At 50.3% G+C, this 16,775-nt stretch carries 14 protein-coding genes; 4 read left to right on the top strand and 10 right to left on the bottom strand.

Features of this window, described 5'->3' with window-relative positions; all coding sequences use genetic code 11:
* Nucleotides 1-72: 72 nt before the first annotated feature.
* Nucleotides 73-1,857: a glycoside hydrolase family 15 protein gene (locus MKQ68_RS05900; protein ID WP_264282493.1), complete on the bottom strand. Its 1,785-nt coding sequence runs from the start codon at nt 1,855-1,857 to the stop codon at nt 73-75.
* A 41-nt stretch (nt 1,858-1,898) separates the two neighbouring features.
* A complete protein-coding gene (locus MKQ68_RS05905) occupies nt 1,899-2,453 on the bottom strand; it encodes a DUF8685 domain-containing protein (RefSeq protein WP_264282494.1) in 555 nt (184 codons plus the stop codon).
* Between the two features lie 242 nt (nt 2,454-2,695).
* On the opposite strand from MKQ68_RS05905, the gene MKQ68_RS05910 reads away from it, so the two are divergent.
* Genes MKQ68_RS05910 through MKQ68_RS05920 form a run of 3 tightly spaced genes read left to right on the top strand, consistent with a single transcriptional unit; the run spans nt 2,696 to nt 8,275 of the window.
* Nucleotides 2,696-5,386, top strand: coding sequence for a TonB-dependent receptor (locus tag MKQ68_RS05910; RefSeq protein WP_264282495.1), 2,691 nt, complete (start codon nt 2,696-2,698; stop codon nt 5,384-5,386).
* 17 nt (nt 5,387-5,403) lie between these two features.
* Nucleotides 5,404-6,708 (top strand): DUF4876 domain-containing protein, encoded by a 1,305-nt coding sequence (locus tag MKQ68_RS05915; RefSeq protein ID WP_264282496.1) that lies wholly within the window; start codon nt 5,404-5,406, stop codon nt 6,706-6,708.
* A 4-nt stretch (nt 6,709-6,712) separates the two neighbouring features.
* On the top strand, nt 6,713-8,275 hold the full coding sequence (locus tag MKQ68_RS05920; RefSeq protein ID WP_244839951.1) for a DUF6850 family outer membrane beta-barrel protein: 1,563 nt from the start codon (nt 6,713-6,715) through the stop codon (nt 8,273-8,275).
* Nucleotides 8,276-8,438: 163 nt separating this feature from the next.
* Here the strand turns inward: MKQ68_RS05920 and MKQ68_RS05925 are convergent, their stop codons facing one another.
* From MKQ68_RS05925 to MKQ68_RS05960, 8 genes are all read right to left on the bottom strand, one after another.
* Nucleotides 8,439-9,059, bottom strand: a complete 621-nt coding sequence (locus MKQ68_RS05925) for a hypothetical protein (protein WP_264282497.1) — start codon at nt 9,057-9,059, stop codon at nt 8,439-8,441.
* Nucleotides 9,060-9,424: 365 nt separating this feature from the next.
* On the bottom strand, nt 9,425-9,736 hold the full coding sequence (locus MKQ68_RS05930; protein WP_264282498.1) for an iron-sulfur cluster assembly protein: 312 nt from the start codon (nt 9,734-9,736) through the stop codon (nt 9,425-9,427).
* Nucleotides 9,737-9,739: 3 nt separating this feature from the next.
* Nucleotides 9,740-10,171, bottom strand: a complete 432-nt coding sequence (locus tag MKQ68_RS05935) for a SufE family protein (RefSeq protein WP_264282499.1) — start codon at nt 10,169-10,171, stop codon at nt 9,740-9,742.
* 2 nt (nt 10,172-10,173) lie between these two features.
* Nucleotides 10,174-11,421 carry an aminotransferase class V-fold PLP-dependent enzyme gene (locus tag MKQ68_RS05940; RefSeq protein ID WP_285892327.1) on the bottom strand — a complete coding sequence of 416 codons (1,248 nt, stop codon included), beginning with the start codon at nt 11,419-11,421 and terminating at the stop codon, nt 10,174-10,176.
* 21 nt (nt 11,422-11,442) lie between these two features.
* Nucleotides 11,443-12,771: a Fe-S cluster assembly protein SufD gene (gene sufD, locus MKQ68_RS05945; RefSeq protein WP_264282500.1), complete on the bottom strand. Its 1,329-nt coding sequence runs from the start codon at nt 12,769-12,771 to the stop codon at nt 11,443-11,445.
* Between the two features lie 6 nt (nt 12,772-12,777).
* Nucleotides 12,778-13,542 carry a Fe-S cluster assembly ATPase SufC gene (gene sufC / locus MKQ68_RS05950; protein ID WP_264282501.1) on the bottom strand — a complete coding sequence of 255 codons (765 nt, stop codon included), beginning with the start codon at nt 13,540-13,542 and terminating at the stop codon, nt 12,778-12,780.
* A 22-nt stretch (nt 13,543-13,564) separates the two neighbouring features.
* Nucleotides 13,565-15,010 carry a Fe-S cluster assembly protein SufB gene (sufB, locus tag MKQ68_RS05955; RefSeq protein WP_264282502.1) on the bottom strand — a complete coding sequence of 482 codons (1,446 nt, stop codon included), beginning with the start codon at nt 15,008-15,010 and terminating at the stop codon, nt 13,565-13,567.
* Between the two features lie 62 nt (nt 15,011-15,072).
* The gene (locus MKQ68_RS05960; RefSeq protein ID WP_264282503.1) at nt 15,073-15,399 is read right to left on the bottom strand and encodes a HesB/IscA family protein; all 327 of its coding nucleotides are present in this window, start codon (nt 15,397-15,399) and stop codon (nt 15,073-15,075) included.
* Nucleotides 15,400-15,532: 133 nt separating this feature from the next.
* On the opposite strand from MKQ68_RS05960, the gene MKQ68_RS05965 reads away from it, so the two are divergent.
* Entirely contained in the window at nt 15,533-16,177 is a 645-nt protein-coding gene (locus MKQ68_RS05965) for a helix-turn-helix transcriptional regulator (RefSeq protein ID WP_264282504.1), read from the top strand.
* Nucleotides 16,178-16,775 lie beyond the last annotated feature (598 nt).

Below are 16,775 nucleotides of genomic sequence, written 5' to 3' on the forward strand. Positions count from 1 at the left end.
CTGCTTAACTGCAGAAAGTCACGATCCATACTTAAGAAGAAGGGCTGACCGCTTTGGTCAGCCCTTACTTATTTACAAAAATATCGGTCTGTCCAGCTTCATCGCAATGCGATAAGCTGCGTTCATCAGTCCCACGTGGCTGTATGCCTGCGGGAAGTTGCCCCACTGGCTGCCATCTGTAGCATCCACGTCTTCGCTGAACAGCAGCAGGTGATTGGAATACTGCAGCAGGTTCTCGAATTCACGCATGGCATCGTCCAGCCGGCCTACGCAGGCCAGTGCCTCTACATACCAGAACGCACACACGAGGAACGTCGTTTTAGGTTTACCGAAATCGTCGGAGTGCAGGTAGCGGTAGAACAGGCCGTTGCTGGCTTTCAGTTCTTTCTCCACTGCTGCCAGGTGATCGCGGGCGCGTTCGGAAGCCGGGTCGAGGTAGTTCATCATGATCAGCTGTAACGTACTGGCATCGAGATTGAGGCTGCCGGCGGCGTTGGTATACACTTTACGCGTGGCATCGTAACAGCTTTCGATGTGAATGCCAGCCTGGTCTTTCAGCCTCGCAGCCTTTTGCTCCAGCTCTTTATTGCCGATCGTTTTCGCCATCTTTTCCGCCGCAGCGCAGCCCGCCCACTGAAACAAGTTACTGTAACAGTGAATGTTCGCAATGTTGCGGAACTCCCAGATGCCCGCATCCTTTTCGTCTATCGTACGTTCGATCTTACTCAGAATAAAATCGATCCAGCGCTCACTGTCCTTCCGCTCCGAAAAGATGAAACGGTGGTCGGTGTACAGCGGCAGCATGGAGATCAACACTTGGCCGTAAATATCGTTCTGTATATGCTCGTATGCCTGGTTGCCGATACGCACAGGCTGGTTGCCCATGTAGCCGTCCAGGTGGGGGAGGATGGTCTCTGTCAGCGCCTTCTGGCCGGTAATGCCATAAAGCGGCTGGTAACGGAAATCTTCCGAAAGTGAAATATCGGTCACATAATTAAAGTAATGCTCCATCTCCTCGAAATGACCGATGTGGCTGAGCGCCGTGAGCACATAATAAGTATCGCGTAACCAGCAATAACGATAATCCCAGTTACGACCGCTACCCGGCGATTCGGGCAGGCTGGTGGTGCTGGCGGCAATTACCGCACCGGTGTCTTCGTACTGGTGTATTTTCAAAGTTAGGGCCGAACGTATCACGTAAGTCTGGTAGAAACCCGCGATCGAAGAGTGTTTGATCCAGGTACGCCAGTAAGCGGTCGTTTCCCGCAGGAAGTGTTCTGCCGTACTTTGCAGCGGCGCTTCCAGCGGATTACCGTACGTCATCACCAGGTATTTCGTTTCATTCAGCACGAAATACTGCTCTTCTATCAAATAGTTGATGGGAATGTTCGTGGTTACGCGAATGCGTTCTTCACAACCTGCAAATTCAATATGATTGCTGCCGCGGAACATGCCCAGCTGGGCACCGCCGTAGTCGCAAACAGGTTTACAGGTCACTTTAATGCGCGCGGAACTGGAGAGCGGTTCGATCTTGCGGATCAGCATCAGCGGCTTAAAAAATCGCTCAAACTGCAAAAATCGCGGTGCAAAATCAGTAATGCGATAACTGGTATCACCGTGCGTTACCTCCGTACAGAGTATGTTCGTGTTGTCGAGGTAATACTGTTTAGACTCGTATTCCCCTTCAGGCAGGATGGAAAACTCGCCGCCCTTCTGTTTGTCCAGTAAGCCGCCAAATACAAAGGAGCTGTCCATGCGTGGCCAGCAAAGCCAATCTACATTCGTATTGCGGTTAATGTGCGCAAGGAAGGCACAGTTTCCAATAATGCCGGTCTGATAGGTATGTCTTGTATTCATGTGCCATGACTCACAAAACATGTTCCAATTTGTAGGGATCGCTACTCTTCTTTGGAACCTTTCTCGCCTGTAAACCAATGTTCTTTATCGCGAAACAGCACGTTAAACGTCGTAAGCGAGCCATAGATGCGGGTAATATACTGTTGCATGTTTACTTTGTCTTCATCGCTCAGCAGCTTATGCGCATTAATCTGCTGCTCCAGCACCCGAAGCCGGTCGCGCACCATCACGATCTTATGAAAAAACACGTCAATAGGCACTTCTTTGGCTTTCAGTGTCGCATCTTTCGGTTGCATCACCAGCGTGCCGCCCGTCCACCGGTCGCCCAGCTTCACCGTTTCGGTAAAGCCACCCCACAGCCGAAGTATTTTCAGCAGCGAGGCTTCCACTTCCGATACCGTTTCCACCTCGACCGTTTTGTTTTCCGCATTCAACACCTCGAAGCGCGGGTCCGTTTTATCCACCTCGCGGATGCCCTCGTTCATAAAAGTCACCACATACTGTGCGTATTTCACGCCAATGATCACCCCCGGGCCATATTGCGTATGTTGTACACGGGAGCCCACGCCAAGTACCAGTTCTTCCATTTCCTGCATAGGATTTGATTTTTGAATGGCTAATATAATGAATATGTAACCAACTGCTGCAATTCTCTTCAGCCCCCGTTGTGTCACTCACTTGTACTTTCTTCGCCGCTATTGATCTTTTTTTAAGCGTTACCTACTCAAATAGTGAGGTTAATTCCCAATTTGACAATATAATTTCCCGATTCGAGCAAGATTAGGTGGGCGGATTCAGGAAATTTGCGGCTTATTTATCACTGTAAGCCAGCCGACCGATGAGATTAATACTAGTGTTGATGTTTTTTGTTGTTAGTATTCCTGCCTATGCACAACAACAGCTGACTATTAAAGTAATAGACAAAGACAAGAACAGGCCATTACCTTACGCCACCGTGGGACTTCCCGCCCTGGGCAAGTCGGGTTTTACCGACGAGCAGGGCATGATCCGTTTCGAGGTGCCTGCCGGACAGCGCATAGCGGTAAAAGCTACCTACGTTGGCCGCCGCGAAGCATCTGATACTATTCCCGCCGGTGCCGCCTCCTTTACCGTTTTCCTCGAATCTTACTCCCTTAAACTGCGCGACGTAGAAGTGAACGGTGTACGCATGCGTGCCCAATCCAACTCGTCGTTCGTCATCGACCGCGAGGCGATTGAGGCCATCCAGGCGTACAGCCTGGCGGATGTGATGCAGTTGTTGCCGGGCAAGGAGATACTGAATCCGAATCTGCAATCCATTAACCAGCTGACGCTGCGTTCCGCTACCGGCGATCCTTCGGCCGACCGTAACAACTCGTTCGGTACGCAATTGATGATCGATGGGATGGCGATATCGAACAATGCGAATATGCAGACCAGCGATATGCGTTCCGGCTTTATGCAATCCTTTATCAACGGCAATTCCTCTTTCGGCTATGGCGACGTAGCAGGCAGCGGCCTCGACCTGCGCCAGATCCCCGCCTCCAATATCGAGAAGATAGAGGTGATTTACGGGGTGGCGCCTGCCAGGTATGGTGATATGACCGATGGTGCCGTAATCATCGAGCGCAAAGCCGGCGTGTCTGACTATCGCGCCTCCGTACGCCTGCAGAATGGTATTACGAATGTGTCCATTAATAAAGGCGGCAAACTGAAAGGCCGCAATGGCGTAATCACCGGTAGCATCGACTACGTGAACAGCATTGCCGACAAACGTGATAACCTGAAAACTTACAACCGTGTAGGTGGTGGTTTGATGTGGACCCGCGCATTTGGCGCGAAGGAACGGTTTACCAATACCATGTCGTTCGACGTATCCACCCGTCTTGATAATGCTAAACAAAATCCGGATCTGGATAATCGTAATATCTCGAAGTTCGTCGATTATAGTTTCCGCTATGGTACCCGCGGCAGCTATCGCGCCAAAAAGAAGTGGCTGGATAACGTTTCCTATAACCTGGGCGTTTCATACGGCGTACAGAATAGCCGGGATGAAACGTTTTACAATCCAGGTGTGTTCGGCGCCAGCGACGCCATGGAAACCGGTATTCACGAAGGTGAGTACGTTCCACCCTTCTACGTAGCCGTGCGCGAGATCGATGGTAAACCATTTACCGCATCCGGCCGCCTCGAAATGAATACCGCGAAGTTATTTACAGGCAACGTACAACACCAGCTTTCCGCCGGTATCACCGTCAGTTATGACGACAATTTCGGTAAAGGCCGCCTGTTCAACCCGCTGCGTCCGCGTAACCGGGAGCAAAGCGGTACCGGCCTGGCAGAACGTCCTTACTACTTTAGCCGCGACATCCACCTGGCGCAATACGGCCTGTACCTGCAGGACGATATGACCACTACCGTGGCCGGCATGAGATTGAACAACAACTGGGGTGTTCGTCTCGACAGGCAGGGAAATAATTTTAGCGTGATGCCCCGCCTGAACAGCTCACTGGAAATCACGAAAGACATTAGCGTGAATGCTGCTTTTGGTATGAACAGCAAGGCGCCTGGCCTGGCTCATATGTATCCTGGCCCGCTTTATTATGACATACCGCTGTTAAGCTATTACACGAACAATCCGGCCGAGAACCTCTACCTGGTGCATACGCAGGTGTACGATATTACCAATACGGACCTGAAGAACTCTATCAGTATGACATATGAAGCGGGTATTAACGTTCGCCGTCCATTCTTCAGCTTCTCACTAACCGGTTATCACAAGATCAATCGTAACGGCTTCCTGTCAAATACAGATTACAACACGGTCGTATTACCGACTTATGCTATCACGAGCAGCGTGCCCGGCCAGAAGCCAACGTACGAAACGAACGGCAACTTCAGGTTCCTCACGAGTTACCGTACAATGGCAAACGGCACGTACAGTCGTAACCGCGGGTTGGAGTTGATCGCGTCGACAAAAAAGATCGAGGTGATTCAAACGGCACTGAACTTCTCCACCGTATACAATCAAACCTATACTTACAACCCGGGTGATCAGTTCGTGGTGCCTGCCCAAATTGACTATACCAGGGAGATGCTGCTCGGCGTGTTAAAGAACAGGACCAACCGTTACCAGGAGTTGACCTCTACACTCAGCACCACGCACCACATCCGCGCGATTGGTTTGCTGATCAACTGGCGCATGCAGGCCAGCTGGTTACGGGAAAGCTACAGCTCCGACGATGATGGCCGCCCTTACGCTTATATCAGCAACAATTTCGAAAAAGTGCTGATTCCCGAAAAAGACCGTGCCAACCCAGCCTATAACGGTATTAGCAAACAGCCGACTGAAAGTACGGATACGAAGCAGCCGATCATTGTTACGAACTACCACCTGCGTATCAGTAAAGAAATACTGAAAAAGTATCGTTTCTCCTTTTACTCGAACAACTTCTTTAACTATCGTCCTTTTGTGATCAACGCCTCCAATTCAAGAGTTTATTACAACCAGGACCCGGCTTTTGGTGCGGAGATCAGTTTACAATTCTAGAACATTAAAGACATTATATGAAACGTTTAATATGGATATTGATGCTGCTGCCGACCGTGCTGGGCGCCTGCTACAAGCGGGAGCTGCCAGACGTGAAGCCGGCCGATGTGAAGCTGAACATACAGTATGAAGATGAATACAGCTTTTTGAGTACGGCCGGCGCTAAAGTGACGGTATATAATACCGTGACAGGACGCAGCTACACACAAATAGCCGATTCAACGGGTAAACTCAGCTTTTCTGAGATACCTTCCGGTTACTATGACTTCAGCGCAACGATCGCCTACGCGCCAGCGGTGTTTACTGCCCTTACAGGAATAGCAGCTGAGGATACAGTGAACTTCAGTTTCTCTGCTACCCGCCAAACCGTCAACGCAGGTTCTGTAAACGACCTGAACATGCCATTGGCAACCGGCAGGGTAGGCGACCTGGTATTGAAACAAATTTTTTACGCCGGTTCCAATACTTCTACCGCCAGCGGCTTTAGAGATCAGTTTGTCGAAATCTATAACAACTCCGGTGACACGATCAATGTGAAGGGCCTTTGTTTTGCGCAACTGGAAGGCAATCGTTCCGCGGGGATGAGCAGTACTAACGTATTCCAGGCAGACGGTCAGTATGATTGGCAGCGTAGCTACGGCATGCCCGATAATATTGATGCCAATCGCAACTATGTATACTGCAAAACCGTATACCAGGTGCCGCCGGAAGCGGACAAATTTCTTCCACCGGGCCAAAGTATCGTGATTGCGCAGAATGCGCAGAATCATAAAGCACCTTACGTAGCCAACGATGGTAAAACCATATCACCCGCTCGTCCTGATCTGACCGTAGACCTGAGCGGGGCAGACTACGAAACATTCCTGGGTCTTGGGCTCGCATCTGACCTGGACAATCCCGCAGTACCCAATATGAAAGTGATCAGTTATTTCGGTACAGACATGATCCTGGATAATCCGGGGCGCGACGGCTTCGCAATATTCTTCCACGATGATGTCGCCAGCCTGCCAGCTTACGCGGTACCACGTGCGGACGGGCAAGCCCCATCGGCCAGTGTAAGGCTGAACATCCAGGTGCCGGTCGCTGCAATTGTAGACGCTGTAGAAGTTCAGCATGCTACCGTTTCGAGCCGGTTTCCGAAAAAACTGCGTGCCGCGCAGGATGCAGGTTATGGCTTCGTGCCGGGCGGTCAGTATTCGTCGCAAGCCCTCATCCGCAAAACACTACGTACCGTAAACGGTCGTATTGTCGTGCAGGACAGTAACAATTCCACCAACGATTTCGACATTATTTCACCGGCAACACCGAGAGCATTTAAGTAATACCATGATTGAGCAATTAAAGAAGATAGCAGGATGCGCGCCCATGTTGTTACTGACGCAGTTAACAGCTGTTGCGCAGAATAAACCGGACAGCAGCCGTGTACTGCTCAATAATACCATCGAGCGCGAGAAATGGAGCGCTTACACTTTCACGCCCTCCGGCATCCGGCAGGCAGGATATGCCTTCACACAAGTAGGTTTATCCTACGGTTTCGAAGCCGGTGATCTCCGGTTTCCCCAACAGGCACAGTCGCAGCAAAACATCAAACTAAACACCCGTGGCCTTGCATCTATCAAACGCTGGACTTTATACGGCGAGTTTAACTATTCGCGCAATTTGTACGATAGCCTCGGTTTTGCTCACCGTACCGACTATATGGAACCTAATCCCTATTACCTGGCCAGCGTTAAAGCCGGTCACTGGGATGAAGAAATTTACCACCTGAAAGGCCTCGCCACCTACGACCTCGGTAAACGCTGGTCTGTTGGTGCCGGCGTTGTGTATGACGTAGCCAACGGCGCCCGTAATATCGATCCCCGCCCGGCTTATGACAAATACCGCCTGAACATGCTGGCGGATGTTGCCTTCACACCTGCGACGAACGTTAAAATAAGCCTCGGTGCACAATATGGCTATGGCACGGATAAAACGAGCGTAAACTATTCCAATGATGCGGAACATAATATTCCGTCTGCCACGAACTACCTGGTATACGATTTTATGGGCTATGGATACTACCTGCCCCGCATTCAGAATACAGTGCAAAGCAGATCTATGCTGCGTGCCCTGAATGCAACCGTATCGGCACCGGTTGCAGGCGGCCAGATCTTCACTTCTCTTCGTTACCAGTATCGTAAGGACACGTTGTTCCGCGATTTTACCGGCTCAAGCGGCGTGGAGAACCGTAAGCTCGGCGTCTTCCGTCTCAAAACCTACGGCGGCACCATCGCCTGGACCCGCAAAGCGGCCACGCAGTGGGACTTCTTCCTAGATGCTGCCATGCAGGAAGGAAAGGATATGAACTACGTAGTATTGAATGGTTTTAACTACCGCTACATCCACGATTACACCCGCGCCATGGTATCCAACAGTCGCTATCCGGCTTTCAATGCGGGCCGTACATACACGGTGGCCGCCGAGGTGCATAATATCCAAAAACTGGACGGTAACACAGAACACAAGCTATACGCCGTATATGGCAATGTTTCCGCCACCGCCCGCTGGCACCTGCCAGCAGCCAATAACAACGGATGGCTGCTCGAAGTACAACCCGGCGCGTACCTCGATATGGGTACGAGCCTGCGTTTGCCGGCTAACCAGGAGTCGCTCTTTACCAAGGGGGTGGCCTATCCCGAATGGCAGTACTACAAAACGAACAAGCTGAATGTGGCCGCCAAAGCCGGTTACATAAAGCAACTGCGCAATCACCAGTACGCATTGTTCTACCTGGCCATGAAAGGTGAAACCGCATTAAACGCTTACGATGCGCCTGTTACTGCTGATGGAACGTTTTATCCGCACGGAAGCCGGTATGGGCTCAGCGCCAACCTTACTTTCAACTTTTAGACTCCAGGCAGCGTAGCTGTCTTTACTACCAGGCGTAAGATTATGGGGCTGACCAAAATTATTGGTCAGCCCTGATTTATTCGGATAACTGAGGAATACATGCCATCCTTTAAGCGATTATCAACGCCTTCATTTTGCTTTTTTGGTCAGCCCCTTATTTGCATTAAAAGGCCCGCAACCACCCGGTACGTTCCTGGTTCGCAGCCCTGCACAGGCCGTCCTGCCCGGTGGCACTAAGGTTCAACGCACATTCCAGCTCTTCGCCCGCCAGGTAGCTGTGGCGGCCTTCGCTGCGGATGATCAGCTGACCGTCGGCTTCGCCAAGGGCGTGTGCAAGATAGGTGGTGCCTATTGCGCCGTAGTAGTCGGTTTCATGGCATTCCATAATGAGGCCCGGTGTTTCAACCCGGGGTGAAATGCTGTTACCCGCGCAGTCGAAGGAGCGCATCAGGTAGCTGTAAGCGCCATCTGTAGCGGGCCGCTCGTCCCGGCAACGAATATAGATCGTATGGTTGTCGTCGTTCAGGTACACTATGAACTTCCGCAGGAAGTCGGCCGCCACCGCCTGTTTGCGGCGCTCCGGAACGATCTTCACGGAACGGCTGTTCAGCAATTCGTCCACACTGAGCTCACGGTATCCTAATTCCAAAGGATTCGCCATCGCCAGTGTAGAGAGGGACGGACGGGTACTGATCTGTTGTTTTTTGGTGTTCGCCCGTTCGCAGCTGCCGCATAAGAATGCCAGCACTGCCAGTGCCAGGCAGGCAATAAAATTCGTTTTCATTTTCTTGTAAGAAGATGGTTTAATTGATGATAGAAATGATTCGATTAATGGGTTAACTGTGTGGAGAAGTACACAATGGTTTTACATAAAATCAAGGATTAACGTACTACATGTCTGCATTCATTTTGCTAATAATTTTAGTAATGCAAATATAGCTATTCTTCTATTGCTGCCAAATATTTTTTACCTGCCCGGAAGGCTTGCTGCTGTTGAAGTGTGCGACGCAACGGCGCTCTGGTAGCGTGTTTCAGCTGACTGAAAAATATTTCCACTGCTGTTGGAACGCGCGAAAGACTGACACTTTTTCACAACAAAAAAGGCTGAAAGGAATCCCCTCAGCCTTCTATAATTCGTTGTTGTAAACACTACATAAAACCCAGTTCCAACCGCGCTTCCTCGCTCATCATTTCTTTGTTCCAAGGTGGGTCAAAGGTGAGGCGAACATCGGCATTGGTAACGCCTTCGATCGCCTGGATCTTCTGGGTTACTTCCTCGATAATACTGCCTGCTACGGGGCAACCGGGCGCGGTGAGGGTCATTATCACCAGCACGCCGCCGTTTTCCAGGATGTCTGTCTTATATACCAGGCCAAGTTCCACGATGTTCACCGGGATCTCCGGGTCAAACACGGTCCTCAGCGCTTCGTCCACTTTATCTCTGATCTGTGCTGCGTCCATATCCTAGTTTTTTTGTGCCTGTTGAACTTTATAACCCAACGCATACATCTTGATTTGCTTCACCATCGACGCCAGTCCGCCCGCGCGTGTCTGGCTCAAATGGCCTGTAAGACCAATCGCGTTGATGAAGTAAAAATCCGTATCTGCAATGTCGGCGGGTGTATGGCCCGATACCGCACTTACGACCAGCGCTACCAGCCCTTTCGTAATCTGTGCATCACTGTCGGCGGTAAAGTGCAACAGCCCGTCCTTAAATTCCGCATGTAACCAAACTTTTGACTGGCAACCGCGGATCAGGTTCTCGTCTACCTTGTATTTCGGGTCCATGGCGGGCAAATCTTCGCCCATCTGGATGATGTGCTCATACTTATCCGACCACTCCTCAAAAAGGGCAAAATCGTCGATTATCTTATCCTGGCTTTCTTTGATCGTCATTTCTACCTTTTAAGCAATTTCATGGCTTTGTTGATACCGTCCACAAGGCGCTCGATCTCTTCAGGAGTGTTGTAGAAGGAGAGCGAGGCCCTGGCAGTGCCGGGAATGCAGTACCGGTCCATCAACGGCTGGGTACAGTGGTGTCCTGTACGTACTGCAATGCCTTGCTGGTCCAGTAGTTCGCCCACATCCGTAGGGTGACTGTTACCGATCACGAACGAGAAGGTCGGGCCGCGGTGTTCCGCCATACCGATCAGTCGTAGTCCGTCGATGGAAGACAGTCGCTCCAGTGCGTATTCCGTGAGGATACGTTCTGTGGTAGCAATCTTGTCTAAGCCAATGCCAATGATATATTTCACCCCTGCGGCCATACCGATGGCGCCTGCGATATTAGGCGTACCGGCTTCGAAACGCAGTGGTGGATCTGCATATACTGTTTTGTCGAAAGAAACGGTTTTGATCATGTCGCCGCCGCCCTGGTAGGGGGGCAGTTGCTCCAGCCAGCTCAGTTTACCGTACAGGGCACCGATGCCTGTAGGACCATACAGCTTGTGGCCGGAGAAAGCCATGAAATCAACGTCCAGTTCCTTTACATCTACTGCAATGTGTTGCACGGCCTGCGCAGCATCCAGCATTACCGGAACTTTGCGGGCATGTGCCAGGCGGATGATATCACGCACCGGGTTGATCGTGCCCATCGTGTTTGACACGTAGGTGATCGCTACCAGTTTCGTTTTATCGGAAAGCATACGTTCGAACTCGTCCATCAGCAGTTCCCCATTTTCGTTAATGGGCACTACTTTCAGTACGGCTTTACGTTCTTCGCAGCATAACTGCCAGGGCACGATGTTAGAGTGGTGCTCCATGGCCGAAATGATGATCTCGTCGCCTTCTTTAATGAATTTTTTACCGAAGGTATAAGCCAGCAGGTTGATCGCATCCGTTGTGCCTTTCGTGAAGATCAGCTCTTCTGGTTGTGCGTTGATGAACCCTGCTACGGTGGTACGGGCTTCTTCATACGCCATCGTCGCCTTTTGGCTCAGCGTATGAACACCGCGGTGTACATTACTGTTATACGTGTTGTAGTAAGTTTCGATCGCACGGGTAACGGCCAGCGGCTTTTGCGTGGTAGCCCCGTTATCAAAGTATACCAGCGGTTTGCCGTTCACAGTCGTATGAAGAATGGGAAAATCCAGTCTTATCTTTTCAATATCCAGCGGTATCTGTACCATCGTTTCTGCTACCTTCATGACTCATTCATTTTAACCGTATTACTCAGGCAGGTGACTGGCGATCAGTTCATCTACGTGGGCACGGAGTGCGGGGATCTTGATTTTTTCGGTAATGTCGAAAGCAAAGGCGTGTACCAGCATGGTACGTGCAGCTGCTTCGCCAATACCGCGGGAGCGCAGGTAGAACATCGATTCCTCGTCGAACTGACCTACGGTCATACCGTGGCTGCATTTCACATCATCTGCGAAAATTTCCAGCTGCGGTTTGCTGTAAACAGTAGCGGTATCGCTTAACAGCAGGTTGTTGTTCTGCTGGAAGGCGTTCGTTTTCTGCGCGTCTACATGCACATAAACTTTACCGTTGAACACACCTGTTCCCTTGCCTGACAATACGCCTTTATAGTGCTCATTGCTGTTGCAATTAGGAATACGGTGGTCCATTAAAGTATGGTTATCTACCAGCTGAGAACCATTCACCAGGTACAAGCCAAACAGGTTTGTTTCCAGGTGTTCGCCTTCGTGGCGTACCTGCAGGTTATTACGCACCAGGTCTGCATCAGAAATAGTGAGCGTGTAATTGCTGTACACACTATCGCGCTCCTGGCGGATCACCACGTTGTTGATCAGCCTTGCGTTCTTACCGCCGCTTTGCACGTGGTAATGCGTAAGGTTAGCAGTCGCTTCGGTCACCACTTCTGTTACGCTGTTCAGCAACAGGGTAGCTTTCGTATCGAGGCAAACGGCCGATTCGATCAGCGTGGCCATGCTGCCTTTACGGCCTACCCAAAGGTGGCGCGGTTGCAGGAAGGCGTTATGCGAGGTATGGTAAAGGTGAATGATGTGCAGTGGTTTTTCCACTACCGCTTTCGCCTTTACTTCGAAGAACAGTCCATCGGAGAACATCGCGGTGTTCAGGTTGCCGAAGTGTTGTTTTTCGAGTATTTCGTTGGTAGAAAAATATTGGGTGTAAGCCGCTTCGTTGCGCGCTTCGCTCAGGCGGCTGATCAGCATTTCCGTTGCGGGTGGCAGGGAGGAAAGGCTGGGAATCAGCTGACCATTCAGCAGTACCAGGCGGTATGCATCCAGGCCCTGAATGATCGCTTCTTCCGGCAGGGACAGGCCGTCAGCAGATTCGTACAGTTTCGTACAATCCGTTTCGAACTGGTCTTTCAGGAAGGGGAGGAGATTGGTGTATTTCCACTCTTCCAGCTGCGTCGTGGGAAAGCCCATCGACTGGAAGCGACCAAAGGCGCTTTTACGGCGCTCGATCAGGTCGGCCGTTTCCTGCTGGCCACGCTGGCTGATGAAGCCATCGAAGCTTTTGGAAAGGCTTTCGTATAATGGTATGTTCTGTACTTGTGTCGTCATGTTTGCTTATTGTACTTCCTGAATAGCTGCTTCTTCTTTCAGCCAGTCGTATCCTTTTTCTTCCAGTTCCAGTGCCAGTTCTTTGGTGCCGGATTTGATAATACGGCCATTCCACAGTACGTGTACGAAATCGGGAACGATATAATCGAGCAAACGTTGATAGTGTGTGATGATCACAAATGCATTGTCTTTGCTGCGCAGTTTATTTACGCCGTTAGCAACGATACGCAGTGCGTCAATATCCAGACCAGAGTCGGTTTCGTCGAGGATGCTGAGTTTAGGGTTCAGCATAGCCAGTTGGAATATCTCGTTACGTTTCTTTTCGCCGCCAGAGAAACCTTCGTTCAGCGAGCGGTTCATCAGTTTAGCGTCAAACTCCACCAATGCCTGCTTTTCGCGGGTAAGGGCCAAAAACTCTTTTGCAGTAAGTGCTGGCTGATTGTGGTAAGTGCGCACTTCATTCACTGCAGTTTTCAGGAAGTTGATATTGGAAACACCAGGTATTTCTACCGGGTACTGGAAAGCGAGGAACAGACCTTCGCGGGCTCTGTCTTCAGGCGACATTTCCAGCAGATCTTTACCGTCGAAAATCACCTCTCCACCGTTCACTTCATATTGCGGACGGCCGCTGAGTACAGAAGCCAGGGAGCTTTTGCCCGAGCCGTTAGGGCCCATGATGGCATGTATTTCGCCTGCGTTGACCTTCAGATCAATACCTTTCAGAATTTCTTTGCCTTCTACCCCTGCTTGCAGGTTTTTAATGTTAAGCATGTCTTACTTTAATTTTTATAAATCAGCCCACACTGCCTTCGAGCGTAATGGACAATAATTTCTGTGCTTCTACCGCAAATTCCATCGGCAGCTGGTTCAATACTTCTTTCGCATACCCGTTAATGATCATCGCTACTGCTTTTTCAGAGTCGATGCCGCGGGCATTCAGGTAAAACACCTGGTCTTCACCGATCTTGGAGGTAGTGGCTTCGTGCTCTACCATCGCAGATGCGTTTTTAGACTCGATGTAAGGGAAGGTGTGCGCACCGCAACGGTCGCCGATCAGCAGAGAATCACACTGGGTGAAGTTCCTTGCATTCTCCGCGCGTGGACCGATTTTCACCAGTCCGCGATAGGTGTTATGACCGTTGATAGCGGAAATACCTTTCGAAATGATACGGCTACGGGTGTTTTTACCGAGATGGATCATTTTTGTTCCGGTATCGGCAATCTGCTTTTTGGAAGTTACCGCTACGGAATAAAATTCACCGATGGAGTTATCGCCCGCCAGTATTACGCCCGGGTATTTCCAGGTGATGGCCGAACCCGTTTCTACCTGTGTCCAGGAAATCTTTGAATTTTTGCCTTTACAGATACCGCGTTTGGTCACAAAATTATAGATGCCGCCTTTACCGTCTTTATCACCAGGATACCAGTTTTGAACGGTAGAGTACTTGATCTCGGCGTCGTCCAGCGCAATCAGTTCCACCACCGCTGCGTGCAGCTGGTTTTCATCGCGCATGGGAGCTGTACAGCCTTCAAGGTAGCTTACGTAGCTGCCTTCGTCGGCAATAATGAGCGTACGTTCGAACTGGCCGGTGTTCTTCGCGTTAATACGGAAGTACGTGCTCAGTTCCATCGGGCAACGAACGCCTTTTGGAATATATACAAAGGAACCGTCGGAAAAAACGGCGGTATTAAGTGCAGAGAAGATATTGTCGGAGTGCGGAACAACAGAACCAACATATTTGCGCACCAGGTCAGGATGTTCCTGAACGGCTTCGCTGAAAGAGCAGAAGATGATGCCCATTTCAGAAAGTTGTTTCTTAAAGGTGGTGGCTACAGATACGGAGTCGAACACCGCATCCACCGCTACGCCGGTAAGGGCCATCTGCTCTTTAAGCGGAATGCCCAGTTTCTCGAAAGTGGCCAGCAGCTCAGGATCTACCTCGTCCAGGCTGTTGTACTTCTTCATGTTTTTAGGGGCGGCGTAGTAAGATAATTGCTGAAAATCTATTTCAGGAAGATCAAAGTTCTGCCACTCCGGCATGCGCAGCTTCTGGAAGGTATGATAGCCTTTCAGCCTCCACTCCAGCATCCACTCCGGTTCATTTTTCTTTTGTGAGATGAAGCGGATGATATCTTCATTGAGGCCCGGAGGGGCAATTTCCATGTTGATATCCGTCTCAAAGCCGAACTCGTAATCCCGTTCCGCTATCTCTTGTAATATTTCGTTGTCCGTACTCATACCTTGGTTGTGTATATATGCTATTCTTCGTCAAAATTTTAACCCCGGGCTGCAAAAATAAGCTAAACCGCGAAGCTTTCCCCGCATGAGCAGGTGCGCGACGCGTTCGGGTTGTTAAAAACCAGGCCTTTGCCGTTGAGGCCGCCTGTGTAGTCCAGTTCTGTGCCGTAAAGGTACAGCAGGCTTTTGGTGTCTACTACTATTTTTACACCTTTATCTTCAAATACCTGGTCGTGCGGCTTTTCCTCGGTATCAAACTTCATCTGGTACTCAAGCCCCGAACAGCCGCCGCCCTTTACACCAACGCGTACGAAAGTACCGGGCACGTGGTTCTCATTCACCATCAGCTGATCTATATAAGTCTTCGCCTGTTCTGAAACGGTTATCATAAACGATTGTATTTAAATGAGTTATTGAATCAGTTCGGGAAGTTTTTCCGGATGATCTGATCGGGAATTTATTTCCAGTGCTGATTGAAATATGAAGCAAAGTTACGACATTTGTATTAAAACAAGTAGGAACTTGGAAAATTATAAGGCTCAAATATCCACCGCGGCAGACCGTTTTTTAACGCTGCTGAAAACCGGCGGCCCGCAGACGGCATCCGGTATGGCGAAGGAGTTGGGCATTACCGGCGAAGGCGCCCGGCTGCATCTTTTGAAGCTGCAGGAGGAGGGCCTGGTCGAAGCCGTAACCGAGCCTAAAGGAGTAGGGCGTCCGCAGCAAATATGGTCGCTCACCGAACGCGGCAACCGGCGTTTCCCCGATTCGCATTCTGATCTTACCGTTCAACTTATTAACACCATCGAAGAAGTATTGGGCCCCGACGCGCTCAATAATGTGATCGTGGCCCGCGAGCAGGCCATCAGCGACCGCTATTACGAAGCATTGTCGCTCATCGATAACCTGCCCGATAAACTCGCCCGCCTCGCGGAAATGCGTCACCGTGAAGGCTACCTGGCCGAATGGCGGAAAGACGGCGAAGCTTTTTTATTTATCGAACACCATTGCCCCATCTGTTCGGCTGCCAAAGTCTGCGGAAACATCTGCCAGGCCGAACTCAAAACCTTCCGCCGCATTTTCGGCGAACATGCCTCCGTCGATCGTATCGATCACCTCTTGTCCGGCGCTAAACGCTGTGTTTACAAGATCGTTCCTCTTTCTTAGCCATCTTTTTTCTCTCTTATCAGCCCCCGTTGTGTCACTCACTTCAGCGGCAACGCGTGCTTCCACTTTTCAATTTTCCCTTTCCGTCATTGCGAATGAAATGAAGCAATCTTCGTCGATAGTCTTTGCTCAGGAATAGCTGTCGGTGCCGGGCGTCAGATATCCAGGGTGTAAACCCTGTTCCGAAGTATTATCCACTTAACATCCTTGCACCATCCTTGCAACTGCCTAGGTTCATCCTAGGTTCAACCTACGTTCAACCTACGTTCAACCTACGTTCAGATACGAAACATTAACGAAGGATGAACGAAACATTAACGAAGGATGAACGAAGGGTCCGTAAAGGATCACTAAAGGATCATCGAACGATCACCGAAGCAAGCAGCTGCAATACTCACAGCATGCAGCAACTCTCCCAAACCATACACGAGATAGTCGCAAATAAATCAGCGGGAAGCCGCCACAGCCGTAGTCTGGTTAACAGTCGGTTAACATTTTATTTCGGGAGGAAGCAGCGAAAAAATCCGAATTTAACTCCCGGAAACGAGCAGAAATATTTCACAATAACAGATACACGAAATACTAAATCCAGATACTA

The organism is Chitinophaga horti (genome assembly GCF_022867795.2).
GTDB lineage: Bacteria > Bacteroidota > Bacteroidia > Chitinophagales > Chitinophagaceae > Chitinophaga > Chitinophaga horti.

Coding starts and splice junctions, on each gene's coding strand:
- MKQ68_RS05900 (WP_264282493.1), bottom strand. CDS start 1,857: ATGAATACAAGACATACCTATCAGACCGGCATTATTGGAAACTGTGCC.
- MKQ68_RS05905 (WP_264282494.1), bottom strand. CDS start 2,453: ATGCAGGAAATGGAAGAACTGGTACTTGGCGTGGGCTCCCGTGTACAA.
- MKQ68_RS05910 (WP_264282495.1), top strand. CDS start 2,696: ATGAGATTAATACTAGTGTTGATGTTTTTTGTTGTTAGTATTCCTGCC.
- MKQ68_RS05915 (WP_264282496.1), top strand. CDS start 5,404: ATGAAACGTTTAATATGGATATTGATGCTGCTGCCGACCGTGCTGGGC.
- MKQ68_RS05920 (WP_244839951.1), top strand. CDS start 6,713: ATGATTGAGCAATTAAAGAAGATAGCAGGATGCGCGCCCATGTTGTTA.
- MKQ68_RS05925 (WP_264282497.1), bottom strand. CDS start 9,059: ATGAAAACGAATTTTATTGCCTGCCTGGCACTGGCAGTGCTGGCATTC.
- MKQ68_RS05930 (WP_264282498.1), bottom strand. CDS start 9,736: ATGGACGCAGCACAGATCAGAGATAAAGTGGACGAAGCGCTGAGGACC.
- MKQ68_RS05935 (WP_264282499.1), bottom strand. CDS start 10,171: ATGACGATCAAAGAAAGCCAGGATAAGATAATCGACGATTTTGCCCTT.
- MKQ68_RS05940 (WP_285892327.1), bottom strand. CDS start 11,421: ATGAAGGTAGCAGAAACGATGGTACAGATACCGCTGGATATTGAAAAG.
- sufD (WP_264282500.1), bottom strand. CDS start 12,771: ATGACGACACAAGTACAGAACATACCATTATACGAAAGCCTTTCCAAA.
- sufC (WP_264282501.1), bottom strand. CDS start 13,542: ATGCTTAACATTAAAAACCTGCAAGCAGGGGTAGAAGGCAAAGAAATT.
- sufB (WP_264282502.1), bottom strand. CDS start 15,010: ATGAGTACGGACAACGAAATATTACAAGAGATAGCGGAACGGGATTAC.
- MKQ68_RS05960 (WP_264282503.1), bottom strand. CDS start 15,399: ATGATAACCGTTTCAGAACAGGCGAAGACTTATATAGATCAGCTGATG.